Origin of the sequence: Shewanella donghaensis, from assembly GCF_007567505.1 — a bacterium.
GTDB lineage: Bacteria > Pseudomonadota > Gammaproteobacteria > Enterobacterales > Shewanellaceae > Shewanella > Shewanella donghaensis.
Map to the genome: position 1 here is coordinate 1,413,022 of NZ_CP041783.1, position 17,191 is coordinate 1,430,212.

At 37.7% G+C, this 17,191-nt stretch carries 12 protein-coding genes; 1 reads left to right on the forward strand and 11 read right to left on the reverse strand.

Translation table 11 applies throughout. The features are described from left to right. Positions 1 to 27: 27 nt before the first annotated feature. From FPK91_RS05980 to FPK91_RS06030, 11 genes are all read right to left on the reverse strand, one after another. A complete protein-coding gene (locus FPK91_RS05980; protein WP_144209360.1) occupies positions 28 to 4,776 on the reverse strand; it encodes a response regulator in 4,749 nt (1,582 codons plus the stop codon). Between the two features lie 50 nt (positions 4,777 to 4,826). Continuing rightward, positions 4,827 to 6,410 carry an ATP-binding response regulator gene (locus tag FPK91_RS05985; RefSeq protein ID WP_144209363.1) on the reverse strand — a complete coding sequence of 528 codons (1,584 nt, stop codon included), beginning with the start codon at positions 6,408 to 6,410 and terminating at the stop codon, positions 4,827 to 4,829. A gap of 204 nt (positions 6,411 to 6,614) precedes the next feature. Further along, on the reverse strand, positions 6,615 to 7,262 hold the full coding sequence (locus FPK91_RS05990) for an ion channel (protein WP_158638068.1): 648 nt from the start codon (positions 7,260 to 7,262) through the stop codon (positions 6,615 to 6,617). Between the two features lie 20 nt (positions 7,263 to 7,282). After that, on the reverse strand, positions 7,283 to 8,401 hold the full coding sequence (locus tag FPK91_RS05995; protein WP_144209369.1) for an AI-2E family transporter: 1,119 nt from the start codon (positions 8,399 to 8,401) through the stop codon (positions 7,283 to 7,285). A gap of 315 nt (positions 8,402 to 8,716) precedes the next feature. Continuing rightward, positions 8,717 to 9,739 (reverse strand): helix-turn-helix domain-containing protein, encoded by a 1,023-nt coding sequence (locus tag FPK91_RS06000; RefSeq protein ID WP_144209372.1) that lies wholly within the window; start codon positions 9,737 to 9,739, stop codon positions 8,717 to 8,719. 30 nt (positions 9,740 to 9,769) lie between these two features. Then, the gene (locus FPK91_RS06005) at positions 9,770 to 10,819 is read right to left on the reverse strand and encodes a DUF2955 domain-containing protein (protein WP_144209375.1); all 1,050 of its coding nucleotides are present in this window, start codon (positions 10,817 to 10,819) and stop codon (positions 9,770 to 9,772) included. Then, a complete protein-coding gene (locus tag FPK91_RS06010) occupies positions 10,809 to 11,978 on the reverse strand; it encodes an HlyD family secretion protein (RefSeq protein ID WP_144209377.1) in 1,170 nt (389 codons plus the stop codon). The genes FPK91_RS06005 and FPK91_RS06010 overlap by 11 nt, the downstream gene beginning before the upstream one ends. 266 nt (positions 11,979 to 12,244) lie before the next feature. Continuing rightward, positions 12,245 to 12,649, reverse strand: a complete 405-nt coding sequence (locus FPK91_RS06015) for an ACT domain-containing protein (RefSeq protein WP_144209381.1) — start codon at positions 12,647 to 12,649, stop codon at positions 12,245 to 12,247. A gap of 119 nt (positions 12,650 to 12,768) precedes the next feature. Further along, positions 12,769 to 13,236: a nuclear transport factor 2-like protein gene (locus FPK91_RS06020; RefSeq protein ID WP_144209384.1), complete on the reverse strand. Its 468-nt coding sequence runs from the start codon at positions 13,234 to 13,236 to the stop codon at positions 12,769 to 12,771. Between the two features lie 167 nt (positions 13,237 to 13,403). Beyond that, complete coding sequence (locus FPK91_RS06025) at positions 13,404 to 13,754, reverse strand: hypothetical protein (protein WP_144209387.1); 351 nt, start codon at positions 13,752 to 13,754, stop codon at positions 13,404 to 13,406. 68 nt (positions 13,755 to 13,822) lie between these two features. Beyond that, on the reverse strand, positions 13,823 to 15,037 hold the full coding sequence (locus FPK91_RS06030) for a 4Fe-4S binding protein (protein WP_144209390.1): 1,215 nt from the start codon (positions 15,035 to 15,037) through the stop codon (positions 13,823 to 13,825). 263 nt (positions 15,038 to 15,300) lie between these two features. Here FPK91_RS06030 and FPK91_RS06035 point away from each other — a divergent pair, with 263 nt between their 5' ends. Further along, complete coding sequence (locus tag FPK91_RS06035; RefSeq protein ID WP_144209393.1) at positions 15,301 to 16,725, forward strand: hypothetical protein; 1,425 nt, start codon at positions 15,301 to 15,303, stop codon at positions 16,723 to 16,725. Positions 16,726 to 17,191: the final 466 nt, after the last annotated feature.

Sequence of the window (17,191 nt, forward strand, 5' to 3'; positions counted from 1 at the left end):
TTATTTACTTAATAAATCATCTTATAATTACATCGTTCTTAATTGTTCAAGCATACTTGTAGCAATTGAAAGTGCGGCATCTAATTCATACTCATTTAATTGTTTCTCCAGCTGTTTAAACTCTTTTATAAAGGGTTCGACATTCAAACATTCACCTTGGTTAATTAAATAATCTGTCGCTTCCATATCAAAGCTAGCCAACATACTCATTAGTGCTTCTAACGTATTAATGGCCTCTTCTTTATTCAAGCTTAACTGCACTTTGTTAGTTTGCTGTGGTAGTAAAGTCTCAATGTCATTACATACATTTGCTAAGGATTTCGAAACTTCATCGAGTGCAGCCATGAACTGATGAGCTAATGGCGTCGCTAATTCATTTTCAAGCTTTAAAGTTACTTGAGCTAAATATTCAGCGCCAATACTGCCAGCAACGCCTTTTAGGGTGTGAACTAAGCGGTGAAGCAACGCTATGTCATTGTCTTTCTGTGCTTGTTTAACGTTATCAGTGAATGACTTTTGACCAATGACAAATTTGGATAATAATTTATTGTATAGCGCGACATCACCTTGAGTGCGTTGTAATCCTAATTCTGAGTTGATGTGACTAGATGCATTAACTGCACTTGTATTCCCTCCATCAATAACAGCACTTGCATGACTCATTAAAGCCATATCTTCAGAAGGTGTCATTAACACCTCTTCTGCATTGATTGGGTTTGCAGGAATAATCCATTGCGCCATAGTGATAAACATAGACTCAACATCAATGGGTTTAGGTATGTGGTCATTCATACCTGAATCTATCGCTTTTTCTCGATCGCCAGACATGGCATTTGCTGTCATGGCAATAATTGGAATAGTGGCAAATTGCGGCATTTCTCGTAACAAAGACGTTGCCGTGTAACCATCCATCACTGGCATTTGGCAATCCATTAATACACCATCAAACTCATGCTCCATCATTAAATCAATCGCATGCTGACCATTTTCTGCAATTACTGTTGCAATCTGTTTGTTATTTAATATCTCTTGAATAAGCTCTTGATTTAAATCATTATCCTCAACAACAAGCACATTAGCACCAGCGAGTATTGATAGCGCTTGGGACAACTTGGTATGTTTACTACTGTTGAAGTCTGGCAACTTTTTATCGGTAAGCACCGCTGATAGGGTGTTGACCAAATGCGAAGGAGTAATAGGCTTAGTTAAAATACTGTCAAAGTGCACGTCGGTCGCACTCATCAGTAGCTCCTCTTTCCCGAAAGCAGTAATCATAATGAGTTTAGGCTTATCATCTGAAGTAAGTTCACCGATAAACCGAGCAACTTCTACTCCATCAACGTCAGGCATTTGCCAATCCACAATAGCAATTGCTGGATTATGCCCTCCAGCCAGATAATCGATCGCATCTTGACCATTATTAACCGCCTTAACTTTCATTCCCAGTGAGGTTAATAGATTTGAAATAATTTCTCGGGCAGCCAAATTATCATCAGCTAACAACACGGTTTTTCCCTCAAAACTCTTATTCAAATCTGTCGTTTTCTCACTGGGTATTAATAGACTGAGGTCGAATGAACAACTTAATTTAAAAGTACTACCTTGATCAAGTTCGCTCGATACAAATAACTCACCACTCATCAATTCAGCTAAATTTTTACAAATGGCTAAACCAAGTCCTGTACCGCCGTATTTTCGTGTTGTAGAGGCATCTGCTTGTGAGAATGCATTAAACAATCTTGACTGTTGCTCATGAGTCATTCCAATCCCAGAGTCTGTTACTGAGAAAGTAAGAAAGGCCTTGTCCGTTGTTTGATTGTCTAATCTGACTGCAATAATAATATTACCTTTATCGGTAAACTTAACTGCATTATTTGCAAGATTTAATAGCACTTGGCCTAAACGAAGTGGATCACCCAGTAAGTTATTTGGGATGTTAGTATCAATATCAAATAGCAGTTCTAAACCTTTATCAGCCACCTTAATACCGATAAGGTTATTCACATTATTAAGCACTTCATCAATGCTCAAGTGAATATTTTCTAAATCCAACTTACCTGCTTCAATTTTAGAAAAATCAAGAATATCATTAATAATCCCCAACAAGGATTGCGCCGAGCGGTTGGTTTTCTCGATGAAGTTACGTTGTTGTCTGGATAGATCAGTTTCTAACGCTAAATGAGACATTCCAATAATGGCATTCATTGGCGTGCGAATTTCATGGCTCATGTTTGCTAAAAAATCACTTTTAGCTTGGTTAGCCGTATCAGCAGCAGAAATTGCAGTAGCAAGCTCAGTTTGTAATTCTTTGGCTTCATTAATATTAATATGAACGCCACTAATGCGATCTGGTATACCGTTGTTATCAAATGAGTAAGGTTGCCCAATACTTAATATCCAGTCATAAGCACCATCTTTTCTGAGCATTCTAAATTCTTGGCGTAAAATTGTATTACCTGTACTAGCTAGGTCACCCTGTGGATTAGAAATCTGTAATCTATCATCAGGGTGGACTATTTCCATAAAGGTATTAGAACCATTGATTAAATTAGCCCATTTATCATCCTCACAACACAAGTCCATTGGTTTATAACCCAGCATTTTGGCATACATCCGATTGACCACGACCCGTTCTTCATTTGGGTAAAAATCCCACATTCCCATTTGGGCACTTTTTGCGGCGACTTCGAGTTTTTCTTCTGAATCCAGTAATAAGTTTTCAGCTAATTTTTGTTCCGTAATATCAAATACGGTACCATCGAAAAATCCTCTTTCATCATTTTCGGTAACTTCAAACTTGCCCATAACCTGAACATAGCGAAGTTCGCCTGCACGGTTTATGATCCTCATATCGACTAAAACTTTTTCATTACATGATGCCGCTTTACGCACCATATCAAAGAAAATTTCTCCATCTGAGCCAACGGCAAGCTGAATAAAACGTCTTCTGGGATCGAGACCGATAAAGTCACTTACTGGGTAGCCGGTGATGTGTTCAAAATTAGGACTGATATAAAACACTGTAAAATCATTGTTCAATAAATCAACATAATGACATCGGAATACTGCGCCTTGAATGTTTTCTACCAAGGTTTGATATTGCTGTTGGTTGTTAAGCATCTCTGCACGGATCGTTTCTTGATCATCAATATCCAGTAGCGATAGACGAATTTCAGTGACTTGCCCTTTTGTATCAAATTCTACCCTTGTTGATAATGAAACAATTAACCTAGACCCAGAATTCGTCGTCAACTCTAAACGCGCATCTGACGTGTTCACACCGGCTAATGCTTCATTAAATATCTCTTCAGATTTACCATCGTCAGTAGACAGGACATCCATCCATAAAAGATCTGAAAACTCTGTCCTATCATGACCTGTTATTTGAGCAAACTGTTTATTATGCTTGGTAAACTGCCCTAGAGAATCTAACGTTGCGTACGCTACTGCTGAGTTTTCGTATAAATCCCACAAACGGCTTTCGCGATCTTGTATATCTTTAGTGCGAATCGTAATGGTCTTTTCCAAGCGTTCATTACTCACTTGAAATCGTCGATGCACATGGCGACTAAGCCACAAACTCGCAAGCGTCAGCAATATGCAAGACACCGAAATGAGGCTGATTAACATCACGATAATATTTTTGAAGAAGTAATAATTATTACTGGCTTCTTTTAAAGACATTTCAGTCACAATGCCAAAGCCATAACGCTGATCCCACTTCCACGCGCCAATAACATCAATACCTAAATAATTTCGGTAACTCTTATTGCTATAACCATCTTTCTTTAGATTAATTGCTTTAGCCGAAAGCGTAAGTTCGCCTTCATTATGATTCGCATTAGCAGGATTTTCTGCCGTTAACTCTCGTTTAGGATCCGTCAAAATTAGATTAAGAACAGACATTTGCCCTTCATTTAATAACCCCAGAGAAACCAACTCACCTTCATATCGGCTATGGGAAAGCATCCGCCCTTTTGGATCAACGAAATATGATTCACCAGTATCACCCACTGCGCCACTTTTTGTTAAACTTGCAAACTCAATGTAGGGATCAATTCTTAACGACAATATCGCTAATACAGTGCCATCTTCTTTGGTAACTGGACTTAAAACGAACATAGTAGGTGTTTCTGAACGCTTAATACCAAAAGGGTTTGATAAAGGAACATCAGATCGCATAGGTGGGGTTATTACGGTTTGTCCCTGTATCGCAGCATCAAAAATTTCGGGGTAAATACGTTTTACGATATTCATTTCCCCTATATTGGTATCCCTATTAGAAGAAAGGTTTAAACCATCTAATGACGTTATAAAAAAACCTAACGAGCCAAATGATTCGCTATAACGGCCGTAAGCCTCTCTCGACCAAAGCACATGTTCATTATTAACTAATTGCTCCTTTTTATCTCCCAGCTCAATTAATAACTTTGTACGTTCAATTAATAGTGGATTAGTCGCAACTGCACCAACGCGATCTTTCCAGCCTGCTACCCAGGAAGCTAATGCGGCATCGGTAGTTTTAGAAACCGACTCTAATGCTAAACCGCTCTTTTCTAGATCGTGTTTATAAGCAACATTCAAACCAATAGCGGAAATACTAGAAATGGAACACAAAAATGAAACAATAATGAGACCGAAATAAACGCGATTTTTACTCCCTTCAAAATAACGGGCAATATCTTCATTAGCTTCAGAGCGCAGTCGCCAAAAACACCAACCCGCTAGAATTAAAAAAACGACCGTGATGATGATGAGTATTGTGTTTAATTCCATTCAATTTCCTTTGGCAAATAATCTCTGTCATCGAGGCGAATAATAATGGCTTACGCTTGTGGCAAAAATACCGAAACGGTCGTGGTATTAGTTTGTTCATCGACAACCAATGCCACATGACCAAGCTGCGCCTCTGCTAATAACTTAGCGGAGTAAGTACCGATTCCAGTGCCACCTTCTTTACCGGAAGAAGTATATTTATCCCAAAAAACATCACGAATATCGGCATTGACTATGCCCAAATTTTGAATAGAAACCCCCATCATCGACTTGTCTTTCGCTTTAATAGCATGCAATGATAAAGATATGCGTGTTTTGTTAGGCGCAGCTTCGCAGGCATTTTTTATTAAATTAAATAGCATTGAATAACTAAGCGCTTCGTCACCTAACACTTGGTAATCCTCATCACCGTTGTCTTCACAATCAAGGTAAATCAATAGGTGCTTAACTTGAAAAGTTTTCTTTAATACGGAGATGATTTTTTGCAATAAATCAACAATAGAAAAAGGCTTAGCGCTTAGATTGAAACGACCCGTTTCAATTTTAAACAATTCACTCGACATATTTACCATATTCAGCAATTGCACTGACAAGTCTTCTGCTAATAATAAATTTTCAGTACTGGCTTTTGAAATATGAGAATCATGTTTTAACTGTTCTATTAATGACATTAAGCCAGATATAGGTCCTTTCAAATCATGCTGAAAGACTTGCTGCACTTCAATTTTGAGTTTCTCTGTCGCTATCATATTGTCAAAATCAGACTGCAGACGTTTATGCATTTGCACATAGGCCATTAGATTTCTAACTCTTAATTTCAACAATTCAGGCTGTATTGGCTTACTAATATAATCAACTGCGCCGTAATTTAGCCCTTGGATCTGGTACTTATCTTCTGAAAGCGCGGTAACAAAAATAACCGGGATAGATTCTGTGAGGGCATGTGCACGAAGCTGCTTTAAAACCTCAAACCCGTCCATTTCGGGCATCATGATATCGAGTAAAATAAGATCTGGGGCTGATGATGACTGCGCAATCTCTAATGCCTTAGCTCCACTCTTAGCTAATTTAACTTGATATTCATCCTTTAAGAGTCCACCAATTAAGGTCAAATTATCAGTGGTATCATCAACGATCAACACTGAGGCTTTAAGCGACTTATCTGATGAAACTTGGAGGGTTAACTGATCAACTTCATTTTCCTGAGCAGATAAATTTTCTGATGATGGAATTTTAGCACTAGTATTACTCACTTTGCCTTGCAAACATTTCACCACTCGCTGCTGTAAAGTAATAGTATTAAATGGTTTTATAACGAGATCAGTCACATTAGCAGCAATCGCTTGGCTAACCCTTTCTCTTGCCGCTTCTGCGGTCATCATTAGAAAGGGAATATGCTGCCATTGCGATGACTCTCGAACTGCTTGAAGGAGCTCTATACCCGTCATTACAGGCATATTCCAATCTGAAACAATCAAATCTATGGGGTGATTTTCAAGGATTTTGAGCGCTTTAGCGCCATTATCAGCTTGGTAAACATGACCAAGACCGAAACGGCGAAGTTGGTCAGAACTAATCTTACGAATAGCATCCATGTCATCAACAATCAGTACACTTTTTTTAGATAGTTCCATGCGACCTCTTCATTAAGAATAAATCACTTTACCAAGCTTAAAAGTAAAGCCTATCGACTAACATCAGTCTGTATTCCCTCAATACATAACACCTTATACTCTCTGAATAAAACAGTTCATATAACTCATTAATTGTATATCCACTCTATTAATCTTATAACTATCATAGTTCAGTCTTGAACTGTCATTACAGTTATGATGATACTACGAATCACTTTGTGACATTTTAGCGCCCACTAAACTTGCTACAACAATAGCCATATAAAACTGACCGCAAATAGCTTCAGCAAAAGCAAAGAAACGCGCCATCGGAAGCGCAGGGGAAATCTCGCCGTAACCCACTGTAGTTAAAGTGATATAGCTATAGTAAATGGCAGTTGAAAGGTTATGAGTCCAATTACGGGCTTCTATACCATTAAAAGCACTACCAAAAAATTCAATTAACAACAGGTAGATAAATGCCCAAATAAGCCCCAGTAATAAAAAAATACAAATTGAACCTATAATTTGGTTCGAAGAAATAACGCCACTGAATAATACTTGTTTAGCTGCTCGCCATGTTGCCATTATCAAAAAAGCGAGCACGGTGAGTAACGCGACAATATCCAGATTAAGCAATTCAAATACTGAACCAACACTGGCTATCACCAGTGTGGTTATCATTAAACCAAATATTGAACGGAACCATTTTTTATTAGTTCCAAGCCCAATAACCGATATGGACAGACTCATAACGGTAGTCGCAACAACAATCATTTGTCCTTGCTCAAAAAATTGCTCTACAAATGCTGCACTTAAGAGGACTAACACTAGCGAGCCTAATAGGTAGCTAAAATTATCCTCTTGAGACATGGGCTTAACCATATTGCGATTTATCCTTGTGGCGCTTCTGGTTTATCTAAAATATCTTCATTATCCATATCAGCAGTTTCAACCACTAACCATGCGCTAAAGAGTTTGTAGCTCAATGCTAAAATCACCGCGCCGACAAATAACCCTACGATGCCGGATAAAATCATCCCACCAATAGCACCTAATAAAATCACCAACATAGGGATATCGACCCCTCGGCCCATTAACATTGGCTTTAAGAATGCATCACTTGCACTGACTAAAATGCTCCAAATCATAAAGATAATTGCAGTTGTCGACGATTCAACCGAGAAAACATACGCGATAATAGGGCCTAAAATTAAGATTGGCGGCAACTGAATAATCGCTAGAATTAATACCAGTAACATCCAAATCCCTGTTCCAGGAACCCCTACTAATGCTAAGCCAACTCCAGCCAATATCGATTGAATAAAGGCAACACCAATAACCCCTTGAACCACACTTCTTACTGTTGCTACTGCGAGTTCAGAGAACTGTTCACCATGACTACCCGCAAGCCTTACGGAGACTTTATGGAACATCTGACTAGAGCCTGATGCTCTACCCATAAACACACCAGCAATGATGATTGAAATCAAAAACTGCAATACTGTCATGCCAAAACTGCCCATTGCACCAGCAGCCTTGGTTGAAAACGCTTTAATTTCTTCAGAATACTTTTTAACGACATCTTCTAAATCTGATGATGCGTCTGACCATAGTTCATAAAGATTATCCCCCACTAAAGGCAGCTTATTTACCGCTTCTTTAGGTGGTGGGATAACTAAAGTGCCATCATGAATTTCAGCAATAAAGTCTTGCGTACTTGAGACTATTGTTCCAGAAAATAAGAAAGTTGGCACTAATAAAACAGCTAATGCAAGCAAGGTAATCAGTAAGCTTGACTTGCCTAAAGACAATTTAAGACGGTTACTTATAAATGTCACCACAGGGTAAAGTGCAATGGCAATAATTCCGCCCCAAAGAATGGGCATAATAAATGGTTGGATAATCTTAAAACACCATATAACCATAATAAAAATCAACGCAATTTTTATCGCAGCATCTACAGTCGCATTGGTAAACTCACCGGCTGTCGATATCTTTTTATCGCTCATAAATTGTCTATCCCTGTTTAATGGCATACCGCTAAAAAATAACGGTCTAGTAGGCTTGATAACATCTAAATCCCAGTCTCAAAAATTACGTTTATTTGACGGGATAGTAGCGTTAATGAAATGAGTAAAATAACTTTAAACTATTAAATCAACGATAGTTTCTGAAATAAAATATAGCGTAAATAGTAAAACAAAACAGTAGTGGCAAGTAAAAAACAATAATTTAACCAAACTTTAATAACATCTACTTGTTTAAAGCAGGATTTTTGAAGTTTTCTTCTATATTCTTTAAACTTACACAGGCTTTATACCTGTTTAACTAAGCGAATTCTTATACGCTCTGGGCGATAAACCAGCTTTACGTTTAAAAGCCCTCGAAAAATGAGCGACATCAGCATAGCCCAAAGTCGCTGATACTTGTGTAACGGCCAGGTTTTCGTCAACTAATAACCCTATTGCCTGCTTAAACCAAATATCTTCGACCATATTGGTATAACTCACATTTTCTTCAGCCAAACGACGTTGTAAAGTCCTAACGCTAAGCCCGAGCAAATCAGCAGCAGTGGTAATAGGTAAACGTCCCATTGAAAGGTATGGAGACAAGGCATAACGTAGGCTTTCAGCAAAACTGTCAGGGCTTTTACCGACCGCTTTTTTCATCGACTGCCAACCTTGTTTCACTTTAATCGTTTGCCGTAACACCTCATCAGAAATGCTGATAGCAGTAACACGCCTTCCAGTAAATATTTGAGCATTATCACTCCCTAACACTGACAGGTAGCTATTAACGTTTTGTGATTGCAACGCGATATCAACAGGGCACCACTTACTGTGAGTTATGGCGCGAATAAACGCTACCATGACAGTCATAGCAAACTGTTCAGCTAAATCATGCTCTTCAGGGTCTTCTTTATGTCGATATCGTGCAAACCAGACTTTTCCCAAGGCCGTTTTTAATTGAATATCTGTGTGTTTAGATTCAAAATTAACGACTTTAACCAGCTCTTTTATTGCTTTTTTAACACTACAGTTTAGGGAGAATTTTGCGAGATACTGTGGGATGAAGATGGTTCTGGTTATTTGCAGTAGCCATTCAGCGTAGCGCTTCCCACCTAATCGGTTTGAGACAATTTTGAGTAAATTAAGCACAGACTGTTCAGTTACAAATTCATGCTCAGCAGTCAATATGCTTTCAGGTAGTTTGGCTTGTTCAATGATGGGATAAATGTTGTTTTCAAAGTCTTTTAAGCGCTCAATAAATGGCACCATATATTCCGCACGAAACAAAGGGATTGAATCTATTTTTGTTACTTTATCAACCGCTTCAACTTCTTGCATATTGCTCCACCAATAATGAAAAGACTCGAATTAGTTTTTCTGCTGTAAGAACTTCCAATTTCGTGTTTCTAAGAAAAAGGAAGCCACAACCATATAAACCCCCACAAGAAATAACTGCGCAATTCGAATATAGAAGTTGGCAGCAACATCGGCATCAGTCGATGACGCTGTAGAGCCGACCACGACTAATAATGCGGAAAATATTCCGGCAAATATCGGAGCTTTAGCAGGGTCTGAATAAATTTTTTGTGCAAACACTAAAGCCGCAATCATTGCTAGACCAATATAAAAAGCCAACTCAGGTACGATAACCAGCATGTTATAAAACACAATCGCTAACACACCACCAATGCCATTGGTAATTAACAAAAACAAACTGACTTTGACACTTTTACTGCCCGCTGCTTGTAGCGATAAAATGGCAATAAAAATCATCGTCAATAATGCACCAGTAATTTCAAATAAATAAAAGAAGGTAATAACAGGAAACGAAATAATAAGCGCCCTAACCGACTCATATAAACGTTCATCTTTTGTCAGCTCAGATTCTGAGTGCAGATCTTTCTCAGGGGCTAAATCAGGCAATAAAATATGCAGTAGTGTGAAAATAAGCACCGCAACCACACCTGAAAAACTTAAACCAACACCAAAGAAAATGGCTGCTCCTGGATGCAAAATCCCGAGGTATGGCAATACCAAGGTTGAAACAATAAATATTGTCGCAAAGAAATTCCATTTAGGATCTGAAAATAGGTAATAAGCCCATAGCATCATCAAGGCCAGCAATGGCAATAACACCATCGGATATTGCACCGGGCCAAAGCTCACAAGCCATGCTATTCCAATAGTCACCACCATTGAGATAAGTAACTCATAAACGGTTTGCATTGTAGGTGCTACACGATCAACCAAAAACTTCGCAACCAGAACTGGCAAAATAAAGGCAAGTTGCCAATCAAAAACAGCCGCAATTGCAACAGCAACACCGATCCCTAATGTGAAGCGAAGTACTCGACGAGTAAAAATCGCTTCAGCAAAATCAGCATCAGACGCTTTACTAACAGATCCGTTATCTGACATAAGAGAACCAGCTAACCACACGGATCCAGAATTTACCAAACAAGTTCATGATTGAACTCTCTCTGGTATAAATCATCACATCCGCTTGCCCGCCTACTCGACGTAAGCCTTTCGCTTCTTCTCGGTCAAAGTGAATCGTCACCGGGAAACGCTGCGATTGTCTTAACCAACCTGTTTGACCTGTTGTTTGAGCAAGCTTGCCTGTTTGCTCACTTTGCCCCCAATCAACCCCGTAATCGATATAAGCAACGCTACCGGTAAAGATCTCACCTGGTGCATAATCTAGTGCAAACTCAACTTTATCGCCGGCTTTAACATTACCAAGACTGTTTTCTCTAAAGTTCGCTTCAATCCAAACATCTTCAGATGAGATAAAGGTCATGATAGGTTGCCCTGCATTGGCATAAAAACCTTCTTTTAAACGAAAGTTAGATGCCACACCATCCGTTGGGGCTTTAATTTGAGTTCGTGCGAGATTTAGCTCTGCTTGTTCTAACGCCAATAATGCTGACTTAACCGCAGTATTATTCTCACCTTCTGAACCGAGTCTTTCCTCCGCTTTCGCAAGATCAGCATTAGCACTGGCAACGCCAGCTTCAGCACTGGCGAGCTCTGCTCTAGCATTATCAGCATCTGCTTCAGACATTACTTGCTGCTCAACCATGGTAAAAATACGCTTTGATTGCACTTTAGCATTGGTAAAGTTTGCTTCAGCATTAGCCACTTTTGCTTTTGCAGCGGTCACATTGGCTGTTAGCGCCCCCATATTTTGACCTGCTTGAGTCACATTCTGCTCAGCGGTAAATAAGGCAATTTCATAATCTCTTGGATTAATTATGGCCAGCACATCACCTTTATTAATTAAGGTATTTGGTGTTGTGAGAATTTCGATGACTTCACCAGACACTTGCGGCGTTATGGGTACTACAAAGCCACGGATACGTCCTAAGTCGGTTGAAGGAATATAGCGGTCAGCAATAAGGTGAAAGAGGAATAAAAAGCTCACCACGATTAAAATGACATTGGTGATTTTTCTTATTTTTTGATTCTTGGCTTTGTCAGCCATAGTATCTACTGAAGGTTCAGTTTGCGCCGCAGGTTGTTCCATTGTTTCGGCAACAAGCTCTGTTGATGTTTTATCGTTATTCTTATCAGCCATAACCTTCCCTTGCATTAATATCGATCGTTTCACTTCACCATTAATAGTTTGTTTTAAACAAGTCTGTTAACGGTAAATTACCAAGTTGTTACTCTGGCTTCAGTATAAAGTTATTACAGGTAAAAATTCAAATATAATCATTAAATTAGCGGCATGTTTAATAGACATTGCAAGGGAGGTTTGCAAAAAGTGACTCATATGGAGAGTCACTAATATGAGCGGTTTATATAAGTGACTCAATAACAAAGGTGTAGAAAAGGAAATGGCTATTGAGGTATTTGTTTGAATTCGTTTAAAGCACTCATCGCTTGAGCCGCTTTTTCTATCGGCACAAAAATATGGTCATGATAGTAAGCTGCAATGACATTAGCACTAATATCATATTCGGTTAATTTAGCCGATATCGCAGCTGTGAGCCCCACAGCATTAAGACTTGAGTGCACCGTCAAGGTAATTTGGTTAAACCTAGATTCAAAGGGTAAGTAAGCTTGCACAGCTACATCTGCAGGTAACACTAATGTAAGCCCTTCACTTTCATTAAAAAAACTTAAAGGGTCTAGGTGTATATAATCTGCTATCCGGCCATTTACATGACAAAAAACAAACTCACCTTTTTGGAGCTCCGGCGACATTGATTGCAACAGTTCTGATAAATCAACGATTCCAGCCATATAATACCTCTGTTTAATTATGTTATTTCTATGCTTTCCTGACAGCGTTTCCTTTACTGCTATCTATTCTCTACTTGCTACTTGCTACTTGCTACTTGCTACTTGCTACTTGCTACTTGCTACTTACTATAGTGGCGAATCACTGATACTTTGCCGTTATCTAACTCTAGAACTTCAAACGAGCTTGAGTCATTAACAATCATTTGATTATTATCAGGATGAATCCCTTTAGATTTTGTATGAAACTCAATCATAATGACATTATGCCCAAATGACTTATTTGTTAACTTTACTTGATATTCATCATGCATCCCTAAGTAATAACTCATGCCTTTTCTTAAACCAGTTTTACCATCAGGGGTACGGCTGTCGTCATTACTATATGGCAGATGTTGGTAGCCCACGTCATCAGTTAATAGTGACAGATAACGTTCCAAGTCTTCTTTTGTGGCATTAGGCTTTTGCGTTCCTTTCCATGCATTAAAATAGGTTTTAATAAATTGATTATAATCAAACTCTACCTCTGTCGCTGTAGTGTTAAATGACATAAAAACTGTTAAAAATACAACAGCCATGAATCCTTTCATATTGCTTACCATTAGTTATTTTTGGCTAAGTTATCTTCACAACATACTCAACAAAATTTGACTGTGCAAATAGATTTTGGCTCATTACAAGAAATGACAAACAAAAAAGCCTCAGAGTATCTGAGGCTTTTATTATTTCCCACTTACCATCAAACTTAATAAAGCTGTTAAAACACCATTGCATGATCAACTAAAAACCGGCCATCAAGGTAAACTAAAACAATTTCAGCAACATATTCACCTTCAACGTTCGAGCAATATTGTTTCCAGATCACGGCTGCTGAGTCTGGTCGCCTTAGCACTGCAATAGGTTCGCGCTTTTCCCAATGGCCTTTTTCAGCTTGATACTTTGCACACACCCACTCTAGATGCTCTTTGGTAACAATAGCTTTAGCTCTGTCAGTGAAGTCTTGAACATGTTTAGCATGGTCAATCTCTGTCGAACCTTGCATCAAATTATCCATTATGGGCGTGGCAATCTCTAAAATCTCTTGTTCTGACAGTACTTGAAAATCCATTTTCAACTCCTTAAATGAGTAAACGACATTAACGATTTAGTGGGTATATACGCTAACAATAGCGATCATTAATGACCAATTTGATTGAGATGATGAATCAATTGCATTTTTAATTCATCAGTGACTTCGCTATGCCAAAAACCTGCTACATAGGCAATTAAAGGCAACATAAACAGTAAGGCAAACAAAACAACTACAATGCCACGAGTCGATAGCGACCAGCCATTACGCATTTTAAATCCTAAAGCCTCTTTCTTCGGACAAGCCGATACGCATCGCATACACGCTTGGCATTCATCAGAACGAATATCTTTTTGAACATGTACTTCAATATTGGCAGGACAAGCACGAGTGCACTTATCGCAACTCATACCTTTTGATTCGATTAAACAATGTTGTTTATCGCGACGAATTTTAAAAGGACTTAGAAAACTAAGTAACCCTAGTCCTGCACCATATGGACATACATATCGACAAAAACCCTGTCTGCGCCATGCCGTTATAAAAATTAACACGCCAAACACCATCATGGTAATCATTGAAGGTGAAAGGAAAAAATAGGCCATTTTAAAATCAGCAACTTTGTGGTAATTGCCATTTAGGTAGCCCGGAATACCTAAAGCTGACATACCAAGAACAATATAAAGCAGCGCAGCGAGGATAAGGTATTTTAAAGACCGTAGTATCCAATCTAACCAAGCAGGTGGCATAAACTCACCCTTAATAAAATGCTTTCTAATCTTATACAAGTATTCACAGCCTAAGCCAATTGGGCATGCCCAACCACAGAAAGCCCTTTTACAAAAAACACCCGTAAGTAAAACAGCTGCAAGCATCACTGCGGCAGCGGGATGACTTGGATCCCAAATACCTAGCATAACAATGGCTTTTAATTCAATACCTCCAGCAATAGGTAAAAACGCATCACCCACATCGGGGCGCATTAGCCAAGGAGTAACACCTTGATGCAACATGATTGAATTTATCGCAAATTGTAAGCCAACCAATAGCATCGATAAGGTCAATAAATGATGGATTGCTTGCCGAATAACATTAGGTCGCACATCCCCTTTCGCCGCTTCTGGTCGTACTTTATGGAAAATAGCCATAACAATTGCAGCTACGCCAATTGCCACAAAAAGTGGCCAATAGAGAGTAATACAAGCAGCACCAACGGCAACAATTACGGTTAATCCGGCTCCAATTTTTTTGCCACTATAAAAAAGCAAACTTATGCTATATGCCAGTGCAAGCATGATAGTCAGTGATTCAATTAAAGTCATACTAGGTTCTTAATCTGAATGGATAGTGACATTCTGAGTGTATGTTTTAATTGAAGTTCTGAGCACAGAAATGAAATGTGATCAAAAGCACTTAACGGCTACATTTTTACTTACAAAAACTGCCAAACATCACTAACCCAAAGATACAAACAAAGATTAAAAGTAAAAAAATCTGTACTAATACCCATAGAGCAGTTAATAATATTATATTAGCTGTCGATGAAAGACGGTTTATTTACCATTAAATTTATCATGGAGGATAGATGGAAATTAATAGATTAAAAGTGGCATTATCAATGGCACTGGTATTACCTTTAACAGCTTCAGCATCTGAAGACCTACCACAAATACTTAGCTATATACCTAATTGTCCTCCTACTATAATTAAAAAAGTAGATAACAATGATGTTATTGAGGCAAATCAAATATTTTCTGAAAAAGAAATAGAAACGTTATCAGCTCAAGTTATACAAAATAAAGCTTTAAGCAGAGGTTTGCTGAGGCTCACTGAAAATGCAAAAACACTCAATGCTGATGCGGTTATCATCAATAATTTACATACATCTCATATAGATAGATATGTAAGAGTATATGATGAAGTTGTACGACCTTTTGTGAGAGAAGTAAATCAGGTTCATATTCGTACATCTGTAGATTACATAAAGCTTTGTGACAATGATAAAACCTTAAGTTCAAATCGAACTCCGTATAATAATAAAGGCGCACAAATTGTCCAAAGCGACGTTGTAATATCAGTTGATATGCAAACAAACGAAAATATACTTATTGAAGCTGATAATTATGAAATACCTTCTCCCATCATTACTCCATCTAGTGCTTATGGAATTAGCATACAAGACTCAGAGTCATCATTAGATAGTTTAGGTCCAGCGAGCGCACAACTATTGTTATCTGATGGTTCTAAAGCTTTCGCATATGGAAGAAATTTATGGTTTTTTGTCAAAAAAGGCAAGATTGATAAGATTACTCATAATGTCAATATGTTGAATAGTCATGGTAAAAACATGATCGTTTATAGTGAGAACTTTGATAGTAACAGTTGGGTGATTCAAGAAGATATTAGATATCGAGAAAATCTAACAAGAGTAAGTCTTATTTTTCCTGAAAAAGAAAAACATGGTGACTATTATAAAGTTAATAACGAGTCTAATTTGTATTTAAAGTTTGAGACATATAATAGTTCGTACCAAGAAGAACCAGAAGATTTATTAAATGGATTTGTTGTCACATCAGATAATAACCTTAAACCAAATACAAATATCGCATTTTCTCAACTTGATAAATTTGATTTAAAAAGTATGTTCAATCCTAATAAATCTAGCCAATATTCTGTAGTTAATGACCAAATATTTAATAAAATTTTATTAAATGATGACGGAGAGTGGGCTATAGCAAGTAATAATTTACTCTTTAATATTGAAGGTAACAATATAACTAAAATAAGACTGACAGAGTCATTACTTGAAGAACAGTCAGAACAACAATTTTTAGCTATTTTAAATAAATATAACATCCCCACCAACAAGGCTGATTTCATTAAGCGTTATCCCAATATTGAAGATAATTTTGAAACATTGGTCTTAAATAGTTCAGATTACTCAATGGAAGCAAACTTTGCTTCTTACGATGATGACGCACAGTTAATCGAATTAACCATAGACTATTAATCAAGCACACGGCCGTTAGCCTTTATAGGGTCTCGGCCTAATATCATTATAAAAAACAAGCTATCTAAAGTAATCCTCAACCAATTTTTAACTCCCATATTGTTAAATATTATCCGTAGCTATACATTTTTCTCTATCAAAGCTTTAACTTTTATTCAGTTGATTAATTTTAGATCTTACCTCTGAATATCTCACTATTTGTTTCTCTGTTAGATATCATCTTTAACTTTTTAATAAAAAATATCATCACAGTACTCGCTAACGTTATCCCACGGACGTAATTCATTAGTAGATAGAGTTAGTGATACAAAATAAAGGCCATCTGAAAGCATTAACTTAGTAACTATAATTAACGTTATTTCAAACTTAAACTTAGTAAACTCAATGTATGAATGCTCTAGTTAGATACCAAATGTAACTATTTTTTCGAGTTCTTCTACACTATCAATAGTATTGTAATTATAAA

Bases quoted from the DNA above. Each gene is read 5' to 3' on its own strand.
- FPK91_RS05990 (WP_158638068.1), bottom strand. From the start codon at position 7,262: ATGTCTCAAGAGGATAATTTTAGCTACCTATTAGGCTCGCTAGTGTTA.
- FPK91_RS06015 (WP_144209381.1), bottom strand. From the start codon at position 12,649: ATGGCTGGAATCGTTGATTTATCAGAACTGTTGCAATCAATGTCGCCG.
- FPK91_RS06030 (WP_144209390.1), bottom strand. From the start codon at position 15,037: ATGACTTTAATTGAATCACTGACTATCATGCTTGCACTGGCATATAGC.
- FPK91_RS06000 (WP_144209372.1), bottom strand. From the start codon at position 9,739: ATGCAAGAAGTTGAAGCGGTTGATAAAGTAACAAAAATAGATTCAATC.
- FPK91_RS06035 (WP_144209393.1), top strand. From the start codon at position 15,301: ATGGAAATTAATAGATTAAAAGTGGCATTATCAATGGCACTGGTATTA.
- FPK91_RS05980 (WP_144209360.1), bottom strand. From the start codon at position 4,776: ATGGAATTAAACACAATACTCATCATCATCACGGTCGTTTTTTTAATT.
- FPK91_RS05985 (WP_144209363.1), bottom strand. From the start codon at position 6,410: ATGGAACTATCTAAAAAAAGTGTACTGATTGTTGATGACATGGATGCT.
- FPK91_RS05995 (WP_144209369.1), bottom strand. From the start codon at position 8,401: ATGAGCGATAAAAAGATATCGACAGCCGGTGAGTTTACCAATGCGACT.
- FPK91_RS06025 (WP_144209387.1), bottom strand. From the start codon at position 13,754: ATGGATTTTCAAGTACTGTCAGAACAAGAGATTTTAGAGATTGCCACG.
- FPK91_RS06005 (WP_144209375.1), bottom strand. From the start codon at position 10,819: ATGTCAGATAACGGATCTGTTAGTAAAGCGTCTGATGCTGATTTTGCT.
- FPK91_RS06020 (WP_144209384.1), bottom strand. From the start codon at position 13,236: ATGAAAGGATTCATGGCTGTTGTATTTTTAACAGTTTTTATGTCATTT.
- FPK91_RS06010 (WP_144209377.1), bottom strand. From the start codon at position 11,978: ATGGCTGATAAGAATAACGATAAAACATCAACAGAGCTTGTTGCCGAA.